Source organism: Aliishimia ponticola, from assembly GCF_004803475.1.
Classification (GTDB): domain Bacteria; phylum Pseudomonadota; class Alphaproteobacteria; order Rhodobacterales; family Rhodobacteraceae; genus Aliishimia; species Aliishimia ponticola.
This window is the reverse complement of sequence record NZ_SRKY01000008.1, coordinates 1-19,780: the sequence shown is the minus strand read 5'-3', so window position 1 is coordinate 19,780 and position 19,780 is coordinate 1. Positions and strand designations below refer to the sequence as shown.

Below are 19,780 nucleotides of genomic sequence, written 5' to 3'. Positions count from 1 at the left end.
TCCCTTTGCGGGTGATCCAAGTTGGGAGGCGAGAGCGGCGCGCCGTTCGGACCTGACCACATCACATATATCCACCGGAACGCGTTTCGGGGGAGTTGAGAAAAGGAGATTGGCTCATGGCCAAGAAACTTGCCGGCACCATGAAATTGCAGGTGCCCGCCGGTCAAGCAAACCCGTCCCCGCCGGTTGGTCCGGCGCTCGGTCAGCGCGGCATCAACATCATGGAATTCTGCAAGGCGTTCAACGCCAAGACGCAGGAAATGGAGCCCGGTGCGCCGTGCCCGACCGTGATCACCTACTACCAGGACAAGTCCTTCACCATGGACATCAAGACGCCCCCCGCGTCTTACTACCTGAAAAAGGCAGCCAAGGTGAAATCCGGTGCGAAGACGCCTTCGCGTGAAACCGTTGGCACCGTGACGGCCGCGCAAGTGCGCGAAATCGCCGAAGCGAAAATGAAAGATCTGAACGCCAACGACGTTGAAGCGGCGATGCAGATCATCCTGGGTTCTGCCCGCTCCATGGGCATCGAGGTGAAGTAAGATGGCAAAACTTGGAAAACGGACCCGCGCGGCCCGCGAAGCTTTCGACGGCAAAGAGAACGTCTCTGTCGAGGAAGCGGTAAGCCTGGTCAAGAACAACGCCAATGCGAAATTCGACGAAACTGTCGAAATCGCGATGAACCTCGGTGTCGACATCCGTCACGCAGACCAAATGGTCCGCGGCGTGATCGGCCTGCCGAACGGCACTGGTAAAGACGTGCGTGTTGCCGTGTTTGCGCGCGGTGCCAAGGCGGACGAAGCCAAGGAAGCAGGCGCCGATATCGTTGGTGCAGAAGACCTGATGGAAACCGTTCAAGGCGGCACGATCGAATTCGATCGCTGCATCGCTACGCCGGACATGATGCCGATCGTCGGCCGTCTGGGTAAGGTTCTGGGTCCGCGCAACCTGATGCCGAACCCGAAAGTCGGCACGGTGACCATGGATGTCGCAGATGCGGTCAAAGCTGCCAAGGGCGGTGAAGTCCAGTTCAAAGCTGTCAAAGGCGGCATCGTCCACGCGGGCGTTGGCAAAGCGTCCTTCGACGAAGCCAAACTGGTCGAAAACATCCGTGCCTTCATCGGTGCTGTCGCCCGTGCGCGTCCCTCCGGTGCAAAAGGCACTTACATGAAGAAAGTCTCGATCAGCTCGACAATGGGCCCGGGCGTTTCCATCGACGTGGAAAACGCGGTCTCCGAGTAACAGACTCTTCAAGACGTTTCGGAAAAGCGGCCCATCCCGGGCCGCTTTTTTCGTTTCCGGGCCTGCGCATCGGACAGCATAAACGTGAGATTAATCTCGTGCAGGTAGCCTTTCCTGAAATTGACGGAAAGGGTCATGGAATGCGTCAGATTCTTGGATTTTGGATTGCCTGTTTTATCGCGGTGGCGTCCTTTGCCGCGCACGCTGCGCAGCTTGGGGTGCCGCATGGGCGGGTGCTTCTGGAAGTGTCCGGCCAGATCGGCAACACGAATGGCGATGGTGTCGCGCGTTTCGACCGCGAAATGCTCGAGGCGCTGGATTGGCGCGAGGTGGAAACCTACACGTCCTTCACTGAAGGGCTTCAGCGATTTGCCGGCCCAACACTGGCATCCTTGCTGGAGGCGGTCGCCGCCGATGGCACGAAGCTGCATGCAACGGCGATCAATGACTATTACGTCGTGATCCCGACGGGGCACGCGGACGAACACGATGTCATCCTTGCCCTCGACCATGACGGAAAGCCCATGCGCGTCCGCGACAAGGGGCCGATCTGGGTCGTATATCCGTTGGAGGAAGCCGAAGCAGGCGAAAAGCCGTTCGACACCGAAATGATCTGGCAACTGAACCGCCTGTCTGTCAGGTAAATTGCCCGCGTGTCGAAAGTGCTTGGTCCTGTTCAACGAATTATCGTGGCGCTTTCGTTATGCGGTGTCCTGCTGGTCATGCTTGCCTCGCATCGGAACCATTTGCAGGACAACGAACAGCAGATCGTGTTCTCGATCAGCGCGACGACCTACAAGTTCAGCGAATTGATCTATGAGGCGCAAAAGCTGATGACCGCTTTTGCGTTTCACCGCGCCGGGCAGAACACCCGCGAGGACTTGCATGAACAGTTCGACGTTCTGTGGAGCCGGATTGGCGTTGTCGCGGCCATCGATTTCAAAGACAGGCCGATGATCACCAAGGTCCTTGAGGATTATCACGAGTGGCTGACTTCCTCGGACGCGATCCTGTATGGCGGGTCCGGTCCGCTTGAACCGGCGGAGCTTGAGCTGTTGGCAAGTTCGCTGGATCCATTGGTCGTCGCCACGCGTCAGGCGTGGATGTTCGAATTCAACCACAGCCGGTTCGAAAGCCTTGCAGAGATCACGCGCCCGGCGAAAATCCAGCGCCAGCGGGGGGAGATCATGATCGCCGGCCTGCTGAGCGCGATCGTGCTCTACCTTGTGGCCGAAGTGTACTTCGCGGCCTTGGCGCAGCGTCGCGCGGTTCAATTGCAAGAGGCGGCGCAAACCGCAAACCGCGCCAAATCCGATTTCATCGCCACCGTCAGCCATGAAATCCGCACCCCTCTTAACGGTATCTTGGGGATGGCGTCGCATCTGGCGGATCAGAACCTGTCAGAGGAAAATCGCGAAAGCGTCCGGATCATTCAGGATTCCGGCGGCTTGCTGCTGACGACGATCAATGACGTGCTCGACCTGGCCAAGATCGAAGCGGGGGAATTCGCGTTGGAGTTCGGCGACCATGATATCCGTGCGGCCCTGCGCACCGCGCGAGAGCTGTATCTGGAAACCGCCCGCGACAAGGGGCTTGAGCTTGACCTGACGGTGTCCTCTTCCGTCCCGGAATGCTTGCGCGTGGACGAACGGCGATGCAGGCAGGTGATCCACAATCTCGTGTCCAACGCGGTCAAGTTCACGCAAAGCGGATACGTTCACATTTCCGCCGATTACAAAAAAGGCACCGACGCCGCGCATGGCATCCTGACGATCTCGGTCGAGGATAGCGGCCCGGGCATCGCCAAGGCCGCGCAGGCGCGTGTGTTTGAACCGTTCGGCCAGGCCGATACCGGGATCAGTCGGCGCTTTGGCGGATCAGGGCTGGGGCTGTCGATCTCGCGCGATATTTGCGGGCTGATGGGCGGATCATTGGAACTGACCAGCGCGCTGGGGCGCGGCGCACGGTTCGATATGATCCTGCCGCTGGAGGAAGTCGCGCAGAACAAGGCGACCTCCAAGCGCGCTCAATCCGACCCGCAGGACGCGACGGATTTGTCCGGGCGCAAGGTGCTGATCGTCGATGACAACCGCACAAACCGTTTAATCGTGAAGAAGTTCATCGCCCCCCTCGGGGCAGAGATCGCAGAAGCGGAAAGTGGCGAGGACGCACTGCGCCATCTGTCGCAACACCCCGCCGATATCGTTCTGATGGACATCCAGATGCCGGGCATGGATGGCGTTCAGACCACACGCAAATTCCTAGCCGATCGCGCACAGGCCGGGCGTGTGGCCCCGCCCATCATCGGGGTGACGGCCAACGCGATGCCCCACCAGATCGAACAGTATTTGGCCTCGGGAATGAAAGAAGTGCTTGCCAAGCCGGTGTCGAAAGCCGCACTTCTGCGCATGTTGACGCGCCATCTGTCAGAGCCTTACGACAAAGGTGGCCCGGCGGAAGCGGCCTGAACCGGTCCCGCCTCGTAGGCTGCGCGAACCGCGCAATCTGCGGTAAATGTTCGGCGCAGGTATGCGAGGCAAGAAAACCCCTTCACAACTGGGCACACATCCGGTATCTGCGCCCCCGTCCGGTCACGCGATGAGTCGTTGTGGCCTGACGATTCGTCCGAGACGGTGGGTGGCGTTTTGCGTCATAAATCCTGCCCGAGACGGGAAGAGACCAGATTTCTCGGGTCGGCCACATGCCGTTCCGGGGCGAGTTGGCTGGACCCGTACGGACCCGATTGCCGGGCGATTGCCCGGTGAAACTAGGAGCCGGAGGGTCGCATGGCCCTCCACACTTGGAGTGAAACTGTGGATAGAGCCCAGAAAGAGAAAGTGGTCGACGAGCTCGGCCAAATCTTCGAAAGCTCTGGCGTTGTGGTGGTGTCCCACTACACCGGCCTGACAGTTGCTGAGATGCAAGATCTGCGTGCTCGTGCCCGTGAGGCCGAGGCGTCAGTTCGTGTTGCCAAGAACAAGCTCGCCAAGATCGCCCTTGCTGGGAAGTCCATCGAAGAGATGGGTGACCTGCTGACGGGTATGACCGTCATGACCTATTCCGAGGATCCTGTCGCTGCGGCGAAGGTTGCCGAGGATTATGCCAAGGAGAACGACAAGTTCGTGATCCTCGGTGGGGCCATGGACGGCAACGTGCTGGACCGTGCTGGAGTCACAGCGGTGTCGAAACTGCCGTCGCGCGAGGAGCTTATCGCTTCCATCGCGGGCTGCATCGGCGCACCTGCCTCCAACATCGCCGGCGCGATTGGCGCACCTGCAAGCAACATTGCTTCCATCCTCTCGACCATCGAGGAAAAGGCGGAAGCTGCATAAGCGAATGTCAGAACGGTGTGGGGGCTGTCCTCACACGTTAGAACACACATCTTAACGGAAAGAGCTGATAAAATGGCTGATCTGAAGAAACTGGCAGAAGACATCGTTGGTCTGACCCTGCTGGAAGCACAAGAACTGAAAAACATCCTGAAGGACGAGTACGGCATCGAGCCCGCAGCAGGCGGCGCAGTGATGATGGCTGGCCCGGCAGGCGACGCTGGCGGCGCAGCAGCAGAAGAGAAGACAGAATTCGACGTTGTTCTCAAGAACGCTGGCGCATCCAAGATCAACGTGATCAAGGAAGTCCGCGGCATCACCGGTCTGGGCCTGAAAGAAGCCAAAGACCTGGTCGAAGCCGGTGGCAAGATCAAAGAAGGCGTCGACAAAGCCGAAGCCGAAGACATCAAAGGCAAGCTGGAAGCAGCTGGCGCCGAAGTCGAACTGGCGTAAGCCAACCTCGACAGGTGATTTAACGGGGGCTCCAATCGGGGCCCCCGTTTTCGTTTGGCGGCTGCGTTTCAAGAACTGCGTTTCAAGAGGCGTCCGCTGCTGCGGCAAAGTCGGCCCAACGCAAGGCGCCGGACAGGTACTTATATTGCGAATGTTCCCGGGCACCGGGTAAAGCACCGCAGGCCGCTTAACCATAATTCGAAATCTCAGTCTCGACGTGGCCTTGAGTTGCTAGGCTTGTCCGCGAAAGCGGGTGTAAAAGCGTTGCGAGTTCGCGCAAAATCGCTTTGGTGCTGGTCAGGCGGATCGGGTGGGGCTTTGGGATGCTGCCGTTTTTGGTGGGATGCCACGGCGTGCGCTCTACTTTTCTGCGAACGCCCTGTTGTGCTTTCGTTAGCCATTGCCTATGTGGAAGCTTCCGCTGGGAGCGATGATTCGCGCCCGGCTTTTTGCGTCGTCGGTCTGGCAGGAGAAATTACACCTTAATTCACACCCTCAAGATCTTTCGCAGAGAGCCGCCGGACATCAGGTTAGTCCCATTCGCGGCGGTTTTCTAGGAAAGATCGGGGTCGGGCGCGCATGATGGGCAAATGCGCAGGTATAGACCCCCTTTTCGATCTTTGAGCGTTCGCCACGGGCCGCCCCCCCGCTGTGTGAACAGACAAAGATGGAGTGCGAAAACCGCATGGCAAATTCGTTCATTGGCCAGAAACGTCTTCGGAAATACTACGGCAAGATCCGTGAAGTTCTGGAAATGCCGAACCTCATCGAGGTCCAGAAATCAAGCTACGACCTGTTCCTGAATTCGGGTGAAGCACCTGATCCCACCGATGGTGAAGGCATCAACGGTGTGTTCCAGTCCGTGTTCCCGATCAAGGACTTCAACGAAACCAGCGTGCTGGAATACGTGAAGTACGAGCTGGAAGCGCCGAAATACGACGTGGAAGAGTGCCAGCAGCGCGACATGACATATAGCGCGCCGCTGAAAGTCACCCTGCGTCTGATCGTGTTCGATGTGGACGAGGACACCGGGGCCAAGTCGGTCAAGGACATCAAGGAACAGGACGTGTTCATGGGCGATATGCCCCTGATGACACCGAACGGCACCTTTGTGGTCAACGGGACCGAACGGGTCATCGTTTCGCAGATGCACCGGTCCCCCGGTGTGTTCTTCGACCACGACAAGGGCAAGACGCACTCCTCCGGCAAGCTGCTGTTCGCCTGCCGTATCATTCCGTATCGCGGTTCGTGGCTGGACTTTGAATTCGACGCCAAGGACATCGTGTTCGCCCGTATCGACCGTCGCCGCAAGCTGCCCGTGACGACGTTGCTGTATGCGCTGGGTCTGGATCAGGAAAGCATCATGGATGCTTACTACCAAACCGTGTCCTACAAGCTGGAAGGCAAGGGCAAGGGCTGGGTCTCGCCGTTCTTCCCGGACCGTGTGCGTGGCACGCGCCCGACATATGATCTGGTCGACGCCAACAGCGGTGAAGTGATTGCCGAAGCGGGCAAGAAGGTCACGCCGCGCGCGGTCAAGAAGTTGATCGACGAAGGCAAGGTGACGGAGCTTCTGCTGCCGTTCGAGCAAATCGTCGGCAAATTCGTCGCGAAGGACATCATCAACGAAGAAAACGGCGCGATCTATGTCGAAGCCGGTGATGAACTGACGCTGGAATATGACAAGGATGGCACGCTGATCGGCGGCACCGTGAAGGAGCTGGTCGACGCGGGCATCACCGATATTCCGGTTCTGGATATCGATAACGTCAATATCGGTCCGTATATCCGCAACACCATGGCGCAAGACAAGAACATGAACCGGGAAACCGCGCTCATGGATATCTACCGCGTCATGCGTCCGGGTGAGCCGCCCACCGTCGAAGCTGCCTCTGCGCTGTTCGACACGCTGTTCTTCGATTCCGAGCGTTACGACCTGTCTGCCGTGGGCCGCGTGAAGATGAACATGCGTCTGGCGCTCGACGCCGAAGACACCCAGCGCACGCTGCGCCGCGAAGACATCGTGGCCTGCATCAAGGCGCTGGTAGAACTGCGCGACGGCAAGGGCGAAGTGGACGACATCGACCACCTCGGCAACCGCCGTGTCCGTTCCGTTGGCGAACTGATGGAAAACCAGTACCGCGTCGGTCTTCTGCGGATGGAGCGCGCCATCAAAGAGCGTATGTCCAGCGTCGAAATCGACACGGTGATGCCGCAGGATCTGATCAACGCCAAGCCCGCCGCGGCGGCTGTGCGTGAATTCTTCGGCTCTTCGCAGCTGTCGCAATTCATGGACCAGACCAACCCGCTTTCGGAAGTGACGCACAAGCGTCGTCTCTCCGCGCTTGGGCCGGGCGGTCTGACCCGCGAACGTGCCGGCTTTGAGGTGCGCGACGTGCACGCCACGCACTATGGCCGGATGTGCCCGATTGAAACGCCGGAAGGCCCGAACATCGGCCTGATCAACTCGCTGGCGACCTTTGCCCGCGTCAACAAGTATGGCTTCATCGAGACACCGTATCGGAAAGTCGTCGACGGCAAAGTGACCGACGAGGTCAACTACATGTCCGCGACCGAAGAGCAGCGTCACACCGTTGCGCAGGCCAACGCCTCCATCGACGAGAACGGCAAATTCGTGAACGAGTTCGTGAACACCCGCCAGGCTGGTGAATACACGCTCGCGCCGAATGAAAGCGTTGATCTGATCGACGTGTCGCCCAAGCAGTTGGTATCCGTTGCGGCCTCGCTGATCCCGTTCCTCGAAAACGACGACGCGAACCGCGCCCTGATGGGATCGAACATGCAACGTCAGGCGGTTCCGCTTCTGCAAGCGGAAGCCCCGCTGGTCGGGACCGGTATCGAAGGCAAGGTGGCGATCGACTCCGGCGCGGCCATTCAGGCGAAACGCGCGGGCATCATCGACCAGGTGGATGCGCAGCGTATCGTGATCCGGGCGACCGAAGACCTCGAACTGGGCGACGCGGGCGTGGACATCTACCGGATGCGCAAGTTCCAGCGTTCCAACCAGAACACCTGTATCAACCAGCGTCCGCTGGTGAAGGTGGGTCAGCAAGTGACCAAGGGCGAAATCATCGCCGACGGTCCGTCCACCGATATCGGTGAACTGGCGCTGGGCAAGAACGTGGTCGTCGCGTTCATGCCGTGGAACGGCTACAACTACGAGGACTCGATCCTGATCTCCGAGCGGATCGCGCGCGATGACGTCTTCACCTCGATCCATATCGAGGAATTCGAAGTCTCTGCCCGTGACACAAAGCTTGGGCCCGAGGAAATCACACGCGACATCCCGAATGTCGGCGAGGAAGCGCTGCGCAACCTCGACGAGGCGGGCATCGTGTATATCGGCGCCGATGTGGAGCCGGGCGATATCCTTGTGGGCAAGATCACACCGAAGGGCGAAAGCCCGATGACGCCGGAAGAAAAGCTTCTGCGCGCCATCTTCGGTGAGAAAGCGTCCGACGTGCGCGATACCTCGCTGCGGGTGAAGCCGGGTGACTACGGCACGGTCGTCGAAGTGCGTGTCTTTAACCGCCATGGTGTGGAAAAAGACGAACGTGCGCTGCAGATCGAGCGTGAAGAAGTCGAGCGTCTGGCCCGTGACCGTGATGACGAACTCGCGATCCTCGACCGCAACATCTATGCCCGTCTGGGCGACATGCTGCTGGGCAAGGAAATCGCGAAGGGTCCGCGCGGTGTGAAAGCGGGTGACACTGTCACCGCAGACACGCTGGAAGCGTTCCCGCGCTCCGCTTGGTGGCAGATTGCCCTCAAGGACGAGCAGAACGCGCAAGTGGTCGAAGCCCTGAACGAGCAATACGAGGCGCAAAAGCGCGCTTTGGACGCACGTTTCGAAGACAAGGTCGAGAAAGTCCGTCGTGGCGACGACCTGCCGCCGGGTGTGATGAAGATGGTCAAGGTCTTCGTCGCGGTGAAGCGCAAGCTGCAACCGGGCGACAAGATGGCCGGTCGTCACGGGAACAAGGGTGTGATTTCCAAGGTTGTTCCGATGGAAGACATGCCGTTCCTGCAAGACGGGACACCGGTGGACTTCTGTCTGAACCCGCTGGGCGTGCCGTCGCGGATGAACGTTGGTCAGATCCTCGAAACCCACATGGGTTGGGCCGCACGCGGTCTGGGTCTGAATATCGACGAAGCCTTGGGTGAATACCGCCGTTCCGGCGACATGACCCCGGTCCGCGACGCGATGAAGTTGGCCTATGGCGGCGATGTCTACGAAGAAGGCATCAAGGACATGACCGAGGAAGAACTGCTGGAAGCGGCGGGCAATGTTGCGCGCGGTGTTCCGGTGGCGACACCTGTCTTCGACGGCGCCAAAGAGATCGATGTGAACGACGCGCTCAGCCGCGCTGGCTTCGATACCTCTGGTCAGTCGATCCTGTTCGATGGTCGCACGGGCGAGCAATTCGCGCGTCCTGTGACTGTGGGCGTCAAGTACCTGCTGAAACTGCACCACCTTGTGGACGACAAAATCCACGCGCGTTCGACCGGGCCTTACAGCCTTGTCACCCAGCAGCCGCTGGGCGGTAAAGCGCAGTTCGGTGGTCAGCGCTTCGGGGAGATGGAGGTCTGGGCTCTGGAAGCTTACGGCGCCGCCTACACCCTGCAGGAGATGCTGACGGTGAAATCGGACGACGTGGCAGGCCGGACCAAGGTCTATGAGTCGATCGTCAAGGGCGAAGACAACTTCGAGGCTGGCGTACCGGAATCCTTCAACGTTCTGGTGAAGGAAGTCCGCGGCCTCGGTCTGAACATGGAACTCCTGGATGCGGAGGAAGATGAGTGACGGCTTGACCGTCACCCCATTTTCCCACGCGCCTTATCAAGGATGACAAGATGAACCAGGAACTGACAAACAACCCGTTCAACCCGCTGACGCCGCAAAAGGTGTTCGACGAGATCAAAGTCTCGCTCGCCTCGCCCGAGCGGATTCTGTCGTGGTCGTTCGGGGAAATCAAAAAGCCCGAAACGATCAACTACCGGACCTTCAAGCCGGAACGTGACGGCCTGTTCTGCGCGCGTATCTTTGGCCCGATCAAAGACTACGAATGCCTGTGCGGTAAATACAAGCGCATGAAGTATCGCGGCGTTGTCTGCGAGAAATGCGGTGTGGAAGTCACGCTGCAGAAAGTGCGCCGCGAGCGTATGGGCCACATCGAACTGGCAGCGCCTGTTGCGCATATCTGGTTCCTGAAGTCGCTTCCCAGCCGTATCGGCCTCATGCTCGACATGACGCTGCGCGATCTGGAGCGGGTTCTGTACTTTGAGAACTACGTCGTGATCGAACCGGGTCTGACCGATCTGTCCTATGGCCAGATGCTCTCGGAAGAAGAGTATATGGACGCGCAGGATGCGTTCGGCATGGACGCCTTCACCGCCAATATCGGTGCCGAAGCGATCCGCGACATGCTGGCCCAGATCGATCTGGAAGCCGAAGCAGAAAAGCTGCGCGAAGAGCTGAAAGAAGCCACTGGCGAACTGAAGCCGAAGAAGATCATCAAGCGCCTCAAAGTGGTCGAGAGCTTCCTTGAATCCGGCAACCGCCCGGAATGGATGATCATGACCGTGGTTCCGGTGATCCCGCCAGAACTGCGTCCGCTGGTGCCGCTGGATGGGGGGCGCTTTGCGACGTCCGACCTGAACGATCTGTATCGCCGCGTCATCAACCGGAACAACCGTCTGAAGCGTCTGATCGAACTGCGCGCGCCGGATATCATCGTCCGCAACGAAAAGCGGATGCTGCAGGAATCCGTCGATGCCTTGTTCGACAACGGCCGTCGTGGCCGCGTGATCACCGGTGCCAACAAGCGCCCGCTGAAATCGCTGTCCGACATGCTGAAAGGTAAGCAGGGCCGCTTCCGTCAGAACCTTCTGGGGAAACGCGTCGACTTCTCCGGTCGTTCGGTCATCGTGACCGGCCCGGAACTGAAGCTGCACCAATGTGGTCTTCCCAAGAAGATGGCGCTGGAGCTGTTCAAGCCGTTCATCTACTCGCGGCTTGAGGCGAAAGGTCTGTCTTCGACCGTGAAGCAAGCCAAGAAGCTGGTGGAAAAAGAGCGCCCCGAAGTGTGGGATATCCTCGACGAGGTTATCCGCGAGCACCCGGTCATGCTGAACCGTGCGCCGACGCTGCACCGTCTGGGTATCCAGGCGTTTGAACCCGTGCTGATCGAAGGCAAGGCAATCCAGCTTCACCCGCTGGTCTGTTCGGCCTTCAACGCGGACTTCGACGGCGACCAGATGGCTGTTCACGTGCCGCTTTCGCTGGAAGCACAGCTTGAAGCGCGTGTTCTGATGATGTCGACGAACAACGTTCTGTCGCCCGCCAACGGCGCACCGATCATCGTTCCGTCGCAGGACATGATCCTTGGTCTTTACTATGTCACGCTGGAACGCGAAGGCATGAAGGGTCAGGGCAAGGTGTTCGGCTCCATCGAGGAAGTCGACCATGCGCTGTCCGCGGGCGAAGTGCACCTGCACACCAAGATCATCGCGCGTGTGCCGCAGATCGACCCGGAAACCGGTGAAACTGTGCATATGCGGTTCGACACCACGCCGGGCCGCGTGAAGCTGGGCGCGCTGCTGCCGCCCAACGCCAAAGCGCCGTTCGAACTGGTGAACCGTCTGCTGCGGAAGAAAGACGTGCAGAACGTCATCGACACCGTCTACCGCTATTGCGGTCAGAAAGAGTCGGTCATCTTCTGTGACCAGATCATGTCCATGGGCTTCAAAGAAGCGTTCCGCGCCGGGATTTCCTTCGGCAAGGACGACATGGTCATCCCCGGCGACAAGTGGGGGATCGTCGACGAGACACGCGAGCAGGTCAAAGACTTCGAACAGCAATACATGGACGGCCTGATCACCCAGGGTGAGAAGTACAACAAGGTCGTCGATGCATGGTCGAAGTGTAACGACAAGGTCACCGAAGCGATGATGGCCACCATCTCCGAGTCGGGCAAAGACGAGGACGGGTCCGACAAGGAACCGAACTCGGTCTACATGATGGCCCACTCCGGTGCGCGGGGCTCGGTCACGCAGATGAAACAGCTGGGCGGGATGCGCGGCCTAATGGCGAAGCCGAATGGCGACATCATCGAGACGCCGATTATCTCGAACTTTAAAGAAGGTCTGACCGTGTTGGAGTACTTCAACTCCACCCACGGTGCCCGGAAGGGTCTGTCGGATACCGCTTTGAAAACAGCGAACTCGGGTTACCTGACCCGTCGTCTGGTGGACGTGGCACAGGACTGCATCGTGCGTATGCCCGATTGCGGCACTGAAAACGCGATCACGGCCGAAGCTGCGGTGAATGATGGTGAGGTCGTCGCGTCCTTGGCAGAGCGTCTGCTGGGCCGTGTTGCGGCAGACGACATCCTGCGTCCGGGGACGGACGAGGTTCTTGTCGCACAGGGCACCATGATCGACGAACGTATGGCCGACGCCATCGACGTTGCGGGCGTTCAGACCGCACGCATCCGCTCGCCGCTGACATGTGAGGCGGAAGAGGGCGTGTGCGCCATGTGCTATGGTCGTGACCTTGCACGCGGTACGATGGTCAACGTGGGCGAAGCTGTCGGTATCATCGCGGCGCAGTCCATCGGTGAGCCGGGCACGCAGCTGACGATGCGGACCTTCCACATCGGCGGCGTTGCACAAGGTGGCCAGCAGTCGTTCCTCGAATCCTCGCAGGAAGGTGTGATCGAATACGAAAACACCAACATCCTCGAAAACGCAGCGGGCGACATGCTCGTCATGGGCCGGAACATGAAGATCCGGATCATCGGCGAGGACGGCGCAGAGCGGGCCAGCCACAAGCTGGACTATGGCTCCAAGCTGTTCGTCAAGGATGGCCAGACCGTCAGCCGCGGCGACAAGCTGTTCGAATGGGATCCCTACACCCTGCCGATCATCGCCGAGAAGACCGGTTCCGTGCGCTATGTCGACCTTGTCAGCGGTATAGCCGTGCGTGAGGAAACCGACGATGCGACCGGCATGACCCAGAAGATCGTGTCCGACTGGCGCGCTGCCCCCAAAGGCAACGAGCTGAAGCCGGAGATCATTCTGGTCGGTCCCGATGGTGAGCCGGTCCGCAACGATGCGGGCAACCCGGTGACCTATCCGATGTCGGTGGACGCGATCCTGTCGGTCGAAGACGGTCAGGACATCGTGGCTGGTGACGTTGTCGCGCGTATCCCGCGTGAAGGTGCGAAAACCAAGGACATCACCGGTGGTCTGCCGCGTGTTGCCGAGCTTTTCGAAGCACGGCGTCCGAAGGATCACGCCATCATCGCGGAAATCGACGGCTATGTTCGGTTCGGCAAGGACTACAAGAACAAGCGCCGGATCGCGATCGAACCTGCAGACGAGACCATGGAAAAGGTCGAGTACATGGTGCCCAAGGGCAAGCACATCCCGGTTGTCGAGGGCGATTTCGTCCAGAAAGGCGACTACATCATGGATGGCAACCCGGCACCGCACGACATCCTGTCCATCATGGGTGTCGAAGCGCTCGCCGATTACATGATCGACGAAGTGCAGGACGTGTACCGACTGCAAGGTGTGAAAATCAACGACAAGCACATCGAAGTGATCGTGCGCCAGATGCTTCAGAAGTGGGAAATCCAGGACAGCGGCGATACCACGCTGCTTAAGGGTGAACACGTCGACAAGCAGGAATTCGACCAAGCCAATGAAAAGGCTCTGTCGAAGGGCGGCCGTCCGGCACAGGGCGAACCGATCCTGCTGGGTATCACCAAGGCGTCGCTGCAAACGCGGTCCTTCATCTCTGCGGCATCCTTCCAGGAGACAACGCGCGTGCTGACCGAGGCATCGGTTCAGGGCAAACGCGACAAGCTGGTCGGCCTGAAAGAGAACGTTATCGTGGGTCGTCTGATCCCGGCGGGCACCGGTGGTGCGACGCAGAAAATGCGCCGTATCGCGTCCGATCGGGACAACGTGGTCATCGAAGCACGCCGCGAAGAAGCGGAAGCTGCTGCGGCGCTGGCCGCTCCGACAGCCGACGACATGGTCGGTGGCTCGGACTTCGACACGATCATCGATCCGGTCGAAGACAGCCGCGATTGATCCGCGCTGAATAGAAAAACGCAAAAGCCCCGCCATTGAGCGGGGCTTTTTCTTAACTGCCAAAGGTGGCGTGCTGGGCGGTTAGATCCCGCGTTCGAACGCTTCCAGCATCGCGGCCCGCAAGCGCGTCACGTCCTTATCCACATCGACACTCATATCGCAGTGAAACAGCGGTAAGACTTCCAGCCGGATGGTGCCACTTCGCGGCAGGTGTTTGCCACGTGGCAGCAGGGTATCGGAATTGTGGATCACGATGGGCCGAATGGCGCGGCCCGTTTCCCGTGCGACGATCACCGCCCCGGCTTTGAACTCTGCCAGGGTCGCGGTCTTGGCGCGGGTGCCTTCGGGAAACAGGACGACAGACCGACGCGCCGGCATGGTCCGCACCGCCTCGTTGAGGGTTTCCAACGCGACCTTGCCGCTGGTCCGGTCGATCTCTACCAGACCGGCACCTTTGAACCCGGTGCTCAGCAGCGCGGCATCACAGAGTTCCTTCTTGGCGGCGAAGGTGAACCATTTCTCGTCCGGCACCACATCCATCAGGGTGAACCCATCCAGATGGCTGCGGTGGTTGATGACGATCAGGCTGTCAGTGTCCGCGGCCAGGGTGGCCCGGTCTTTTTCCGTCATTTCCACCCGGATGCTCAGCAACCACAGCAGGCGTGAACAGGCGCGTTTCACCGTCCGCCAGTACCACCCGCGAAAGCCCTGTCGCCGCGCGCAAAGCAACGGGACGAACCCGATATAAAGAAAGTAGAACGGGCCCGCCAGGATCAGCGCAATACGCTTGATCAAGCGCACGGGCAGGGGATCGATCGGCGTCAATGCCGCGCTGCGGGAAAGAGGGGTCATCGTGGATAAGTACCTGAAACGCAGACGCCCAAGCGGGGCGCGCATGGGGCCATGAAAGCGGATGCGCCTGCGCAAGACGGCGTCATGGCTCGCACCGAAGGAACCGAAGCGGTTCTTGCATGGCGCCTTCATCTGCGAACTGGGCGCAAAGCGCAACGGGGAAAGGTGACGCAAGGTTACCCTCTTGCTGCGCGGGCGGGCCAACTGTCGAAGCGATGCTTGCAGCCGGATTCACATCGTGTCTAACGTCGCGCGGAATTCGAGGGGGAAGGGCGCGGCCATGTCCAATAATCAGATCGGTGCCTTGCTGATGATGGCATCGATGTTTTCCTTCACAATCAACGACACGTTCATCAAATTGACGCAGGCGGAAATTCCTCTGGCGCAACTGCTTGCGATCAGGGGCGGAATGGCTTCGTTGCTGATCCTGGCGCTCGCGCTGGCCCTTGGCAGACTGCGTTTGGGCATAGCCCCGCGCGCCTGGGGGCTGATCGGGCTGCGCTGCCTTGCAGAGATCGCGGCGGCGTATTTCTTTCTGACGGCGCTGTTCAATATGCCGCTCGCCAATGTGACCGCGATCCTTCAGGCGCTGCCGCTGACCATTACCGTTGGGGCCTTCCTTGTCTTCCGCGAACCGGTGGGGTGGCGACGCGCCACGGCTATCGCGGTCGGCTTTGCCGGGATGCTGCTGATCGTGCGGCCGGGGGCAGAGGGGTTCAGCATCTGGTCGCTCTATGCGCTGATTGCGGTGCTCTGCGTCACGGCCCGCGACCTTGTTACCCGCCGTCTGCCGCCCGAGACCCCGTCGCTGACGGCAACGCTTGCGACCTCGCTCGCGGTTACGCTTTGGTTCGCGGTCGCAAGCCTGGCCGACCCATGGGTGCCGGTCTCTGCCACGAACTGGCAATTGCTGGCCGGATCGGCGCTGTTCGTCTTTGGCGGCTACTACTTTTCCATCGAAACCATGCGCATCGGGGACGTGTCCTATGTCGCGCCGTTTCGCTATACCTCGTTGATCGCGGCGCTGGCGCTGGGATGGCTTGTGTTCGGCGATTGGCCGACACTATATACGCTGATTGGCGCGGGGCTTGTGGTGGGCGCAGGGCTGTTCACGCTCTGGCGCGAGAGGGAAATCCGCCGACAATCCGCATAGGTTGCCGAGGTGTTGACAGGTGGTCCGACTCCCCTTATACGCCCCACATCCCGGCAACAGGACTATGTCCGACCGTCGGAACTCAGAACTCTAGTGGACAAGATCCGGGCGACTTAACTGCTCCGATCCTCTGGAAACCCACCGCATCGTTCACCTCGGAATGGGAACGGAGCGGTTTTTGCGCGTTGCGTGGACGCACGTTTTGCGCATGCGAGATTGAAACCGCGGGGACACCCGCAAACACATGTGTTGAGACGGGGAAGAGACCCATATGCCAACGATCCAACAGCTGATCCGCAAGCCGCGGCAGCCGAAAGTTAAGCGCTCCAAATCCATGCACCTGGAGCAGTGCCCTCAGAAGCGGGGCGTTTGCACGCGCGTCTATACAACGACGCCGAAGAAGCCGAACTCGGCCATGCGGAAGGTTGCCAAGGTGCGCCTGACCAATGGTTTCGAAGTCATCAGCTATATCCCTGGTGAAAGCCACAACCTTCAGGAACACTCCGTTGTCCTGATCCGCGGCGGTCGTGTGAAAGACCTTCCGGGTGTGCGTTACCACATCCTGCGCGGCGTGCTCGACACACAGGGCGTCAAAGACCGGAAACAGCGTCGCTCCAAGTATGGCGCGAAGCGTCCGAAGTAAGAGGAATAGGAAATGTCCCGACGTCACGCTGCTGAGAAGCGCGAAGTACTGCCCGACGCCAAGTACGGCGACAAGGTTCTGTCGAAGTTCATGAACAACCTGATGCTGGACGGCAAGAAGTCCGCAGCAGAGAAAATCGTTTATGGCGCTCTGGACCGGGTTGAATCCAAGGTGAAACGCGCACCCGTGGAAGTGTTCCACGAGGCGCTGGACAACATCAAGCCGTCGGTCGAGGTTCGCTCCCGCCGGGTTGGTGGTGCCACCTATCAGGTCCCCGTCGAAGTGCGCCCCGAGCGCCGCGAAGCTCTGGCGATCCGTTGGCTGATCTCCGCATCACGTGGCCGGAACGAGAACACCATGCAGGAACGCCTTGCAGGCGAACTTCTGGATGCGGTTCAGTCCCGCGGCACTGCCGTGAAAAAGCGCGAAGACACGCACAAGATGGCCGAAGCGAACAAGGCCTTCTCCCACTACCGCTGGTAAATCAACCTACTCTCTCGAGGAAGCAGCTCCATGGCACGCGATTATCCGCTCGACCGCTACCGTAACTTCGGCATCATGGCCCATATCGACGCTGGTAAAACCACCACGTCGGAACGGATCCTGTACTACACCGGCAAATCCCACAACATCGGTGAGGTGCACGATGGTGCAGCCACTATGGACTGGATGGAGCAGGAACAGGAACGCGGCATCACTATCACGTCGGCTGCGACCACGACCTTCTGGGAGCGTACCGAGAACGGCACCGAGGCACAGACGCCGAAGCACCGCTTCAATATCATCGACACCCCCGGCCACGTTGACTTCACCATTGAAGTTGAGCGTTCGCTGGCGGTTCTCGACGGTGCTGTCTGTGTTCTTGACGCCAACGCCGGTGTTGAGCCGCAAACAGAAACCGTGTGGCGTCAGGCTGACCGCTACAAGGTTCCGCGTATCGTCTTCGTCAACAAGATGGACAAGATCGGTGCGGACTTCTTCAACTGCCACAAGATGGTCGAAGAGCGGACCGGCGCACGCGCTGTTCCCGTTGCGATCCCGATCGGCGCCGAAACAGAGCTTGAGGGTCTGCTCGACCTCGTCCTGATGAAGGAATGGCTGTGGAAAGGTGACGACCTCGGCGCGACCTGGGAACTCGTGGACATCCGTCCCGAGCTTCAGGACCAGGCAGACGAGTGGCGCGGCAAAATGGTCGAAGCGGCCGTCGAAATGGACGACGACGCCATGGAAGCCTATCTCGAAGGCGAAGAGCCCGATGTCGACACCCTGCGCAAACTGCTGCGCAAGGGCACGCTGGAAATGGCGTTCGTTCCGATGCTGGGTGGTTCCGCGTTCAAGAACAAAGGCGTTCAGCCGCTGCTCAACGCTGTGATCGACTACCTGCCGAGCCCGCTCGACGTTGTTGATTACATGGGCTTCAAGCCGGGCGACGAAGAAGAAGTTCGGAACATTGCACGCCGCGCGGATGACGATATGGCGTTCTCCGGTCTGGCGTTCAAAATCATGAACGACCCCTTCGTTGGTTCGTTGACCTTCGTGCGCATCTACTCCGGCACCCTGTCCAAGGGTGACTCGATGCTCAACTCCACGAAGGGCAACAGCGAGCGTGTTGGCCGCATGATGATGATGCACTCCAACAACCGTGAAGAGATCGAAGAAGCCTTCGCAGGCGACATCATCGCGCTGGGTGGCCTGAAGAACACCACAACCGGTGACACGCTGTGCTCCAAGAACGACCCGGTCGTTCTGGAAACGATGACCTTCCCGGACCCGGTGATCGAGATCGCCGTGGAACCGAAAACGAAGGGCGACCAAGAGAAGATGTCCCAGGGTCTCGCACGGCTTGCCGCCGAAGATCCGTCCTTCCGCGTCGAAACCGACCTCGAGTCCGGTCAGACCATCATGAAGGGCATGGGCGAACTTCACCTCGACATCCTGGTCGATCGTCTGAAGCGTGAGTTCAAGGTCGAAGCGAATATCGGTGCGCCGCAGGTGGCCTATCGTGAGACCATCGGTCACGAGATCGAACACACCTACACCCACAAGAAGCAGTCGGGTGGTTCGGGTCAGTTCGCGGAAGTGAAGCTCATCATCTCCCCCACAGAGCCGGGCGAAGGTTACTCCTTCGAATCGCGGATCGTGGGTGGTGCGGTTCCGAAGGAATACATCCCGGGTGTCGAAAAAGGCATTCAGTCGGTCATGGACTCCGGTCCGCTGGCAGGCTTCCCGGTGATCGACTTCAAGGTTGCGCTGATCGACGGTAAGTTCCACGACGTGGACTCCAGCGTTCTCGCCTTTGAAATCGCCGCTCGGATGGCAATGCGCGAAGGTCTGCGTAAAGCCGGTGCGAAACTGCTCGAGCCGATCATGAAAGTCGAAGTGATCACGCCGGAAGAATACACCGGTGGCATCATTGGTGACCTGACATCCCGTCGGGGTCAGGTGTCCGGCCAGGAGCCGCGCGGCAACGCAATCGCAATCGACGCGTTTGTGCCGCTGGCGAACATGTTCGGCTACATCAACACACTGCGCTCCATGTCCTCGGGCCGCGCGCAGTTCACGATGCAGTTCGATCACTACGATCCGGTGCCGCAGAACATCAGCGACGAAATCCAGGCAAAATACGCCTAAAGACACCCGTAAGGTGGGCCTGAGCCCACCTTACCTCCAAAGAACAGGAGGCCATCATGGCAAAGGAAAAGTTTGAACGCACGAAGCCGCACGTAAACATCGGCACGATTGGTCACGTTGACCACGGCAAGACGACGTTGACGGCGGCGATCACGAAGCAGTTTGGCGACTTCAAGGCGTATGACGAGATTGACGGCGCGCCGGAAGAGAAAGCGCGCGGGATCACGATTTCGACGGCGCACGTTGAGTACGAGACGGAGAACCGTCACTACGCGCACGTCGACTGCCCCGGTCACGCGGACTACGTGAAGAACATGATCACCGGTGCGGCGCAGATGGACGGCGCGATTCTGG

Annotated in this window: 14 protein-coding genes; 13 read left to right on the top strand and 1 reads right to left on the bottom strand. The window is 59.6% G+C overall.

Features of this window, described 5'->3' with window-relative positions; genetic code table 11:
* Nucleotides 1-116 precede the first annotated feature (116 nt).
* The 8 genes from rplK to rpoC all read left to right on the top strand — a co-directional run bounded on the left by rplK (nt 117) and on the right by rpoC (nt 14,147).
* The gene (gene rplK, locus E4Z66_RS19270; protein ID WP_136464723.1) at nt 117-542 is read left to right on the top strand and encodes a 50S ribosomal protein L11; all 426 of its coding nucleotides are present in this window, start codon (nt 117-119) and stop codon (nt 540-542) included.
* 1 nt (nt 543) lies between these two features.
* Entirely contained in the window at nt 544-1,242 is a 699-nt protein-coding gene (rplA, locus tag E4Z66_RS19265; RefSeq protein ID WP_136464722.1) for a 50S ribosomal protein L1, read from the top strand.
* A 140-nt stretch (nt 1,243-1,382) separates the two neighbouring features.
* Nucleotides 1,383-1,886: a putative pterin-binding protein gene (locus E4Z66_RS19260; RefSeq protein ID WP_136464721.1), complete on the top strand. Its 504-nt coding sequence runs from the start codon at nt 1,383-1,385 to the stop codon at nt 1,884-1,886.
* Between the two features lie 45 nt (nt 1,887-1,931).
* Nucleotides 1,932-3,710 (top strand): ATP-binding protein, encoded by a 1,779-nt coding sequence (locus tag E4Z66_RS19255; RefSeq protein ID WP_136464720.1) that lies wholly within the window; start codon nt 1,932-1,934, stop codon nt 3,708-3,710.
* Nucleotides 3,711-4,055: 345 nt separating this feature from the next.
* The gene (gene rplJ / locus E4Z66_RS19250; protein ID WP_136464737.1) at nt 4,056-4,574 is read left to right on the top strand and encodes a 50S ribosomal protein L10; all 519 of its coding nucleotides are present in this window, start codon (nt 4,056-4,058) and stop codon (nt 4,572-4,574) included.
* Nucleotides 4,575-4,646: 72 nt separating this feature from the next.
* Entirely contained in the window at nt 4,647-5,024 is a 378-nt protein-coding gene (gene rplL / locus E4Z66_RS19245; RefSeq protein WP_136464719.1) for a 50S ribosomal protein L7/L12, read from the top strand.
* Between the two features lie 685 nt (nt 5,025-5,709).
* Nucleotides 5,710-9,849, top strand: coding sequence for a DNA-directed RNA polymerase subunit beta (gene rpoB, locus E4Z66_RS19240; protein ID WP_136464718.1), 4,140 nt, complete (start codon nt 5,710-5,712; stop codon nt 9,847-9,849).
* A gap of 50 nt (nt 9,850-9,899) precedes the next feature.
* A complete protein-coding gene (rpoC, locus tag E4Z66_RS19235) occupies nt 9,900-14,147 on the top strand; it encodes a DNA-directed RNA polymerase subunit beta' (protein WP_136464717.1) in 4,248 nt (1,415 codons plus the stop codon).
* Nucleotides 14,148-14,228: 81 nt separating this feature from the next.
* Here rpoC and E4Z66_RS19230 read toward each other — a convergent pair whose 3' ends face one another.
* Entirely contained in the window at nt 14,229-14,999 is a 771-nt protein-coding gene (locus E4Z66_RS19230) for a lysophospholipid acyltransferase family protein (RefSeq protein ID WP_168797840.1), read from the bottom strand.
* Nucleotides 15,000-15,279: 280 nt separating this feature from the next.
* Here E4Z66_RS19230 and E4Z66_RS19225 point away from each other — a divergent pair, with 280 nt between their 5' ends.
* The 5 genes from E4Z66_RS19225 to E4Z66_RS19205 all read left to right on the top strand — a co-directional run.
* Nucleotides 15,280-16,152 (top strand): DMT family transporter, encoded by an 873-nt coding sequence (locus E4Z66_RS19225; protein WP_136464715.1) that lies wholly within the window; start codon nt 15,280-15,282, stop codon nt 16,150-16,152.
* 271 nt (nt 16,153-16,423) lie between these two features.
* Nucleotides 16,424-16,795, top strand: coding sequence for a 30S ribosomal protein S12 (gene rpsL / locus E4Z66_RS19220; RefSeq protein ID WP_005621086.1), 372 nt, complete (start codon nt 16,424-16,426; stop codon nt 16,793-16,795).
* A 12-nt stretch (nt 16,796-16,807) separates the two neighbouring features.
* Nucleotides 16,808-17,278, top strand: a complete 471-nt coding sequence (gene rpsG, locus E4Z66_RS19215; protein WP_136464714.1) for a 30S ribosomal protein S7 — start codon at nt 16,808-16,810, stop codon at nt 17,276-17,278.
* A gap of 30 nt (nt 17,279-17,308) precedes the next feature.
* Nucleotides 17,309-19,426 carry an elongation factor G gene (gene fusA, locus E4Z66_RS19210; RefSeq protein WP_136464713.1) on the top strand — a complete coding sequence of 706 codons (2,118 nt, stop codon included), beginning with the start codon at nt 17,309-17,311 and terminating at the stop codon, nt 19,424-19,426.
* 56 nt (nt 19,427-19,482) lie between these two features.
* Nucleotides 19,483-19,780, top strand: a 298-nt coding sequence (locus E4Z66_RS19205; protein ID WP_211097166.1) for a GTP-binding protein, incomplete at its 3' end; no start/stop codon positions are given.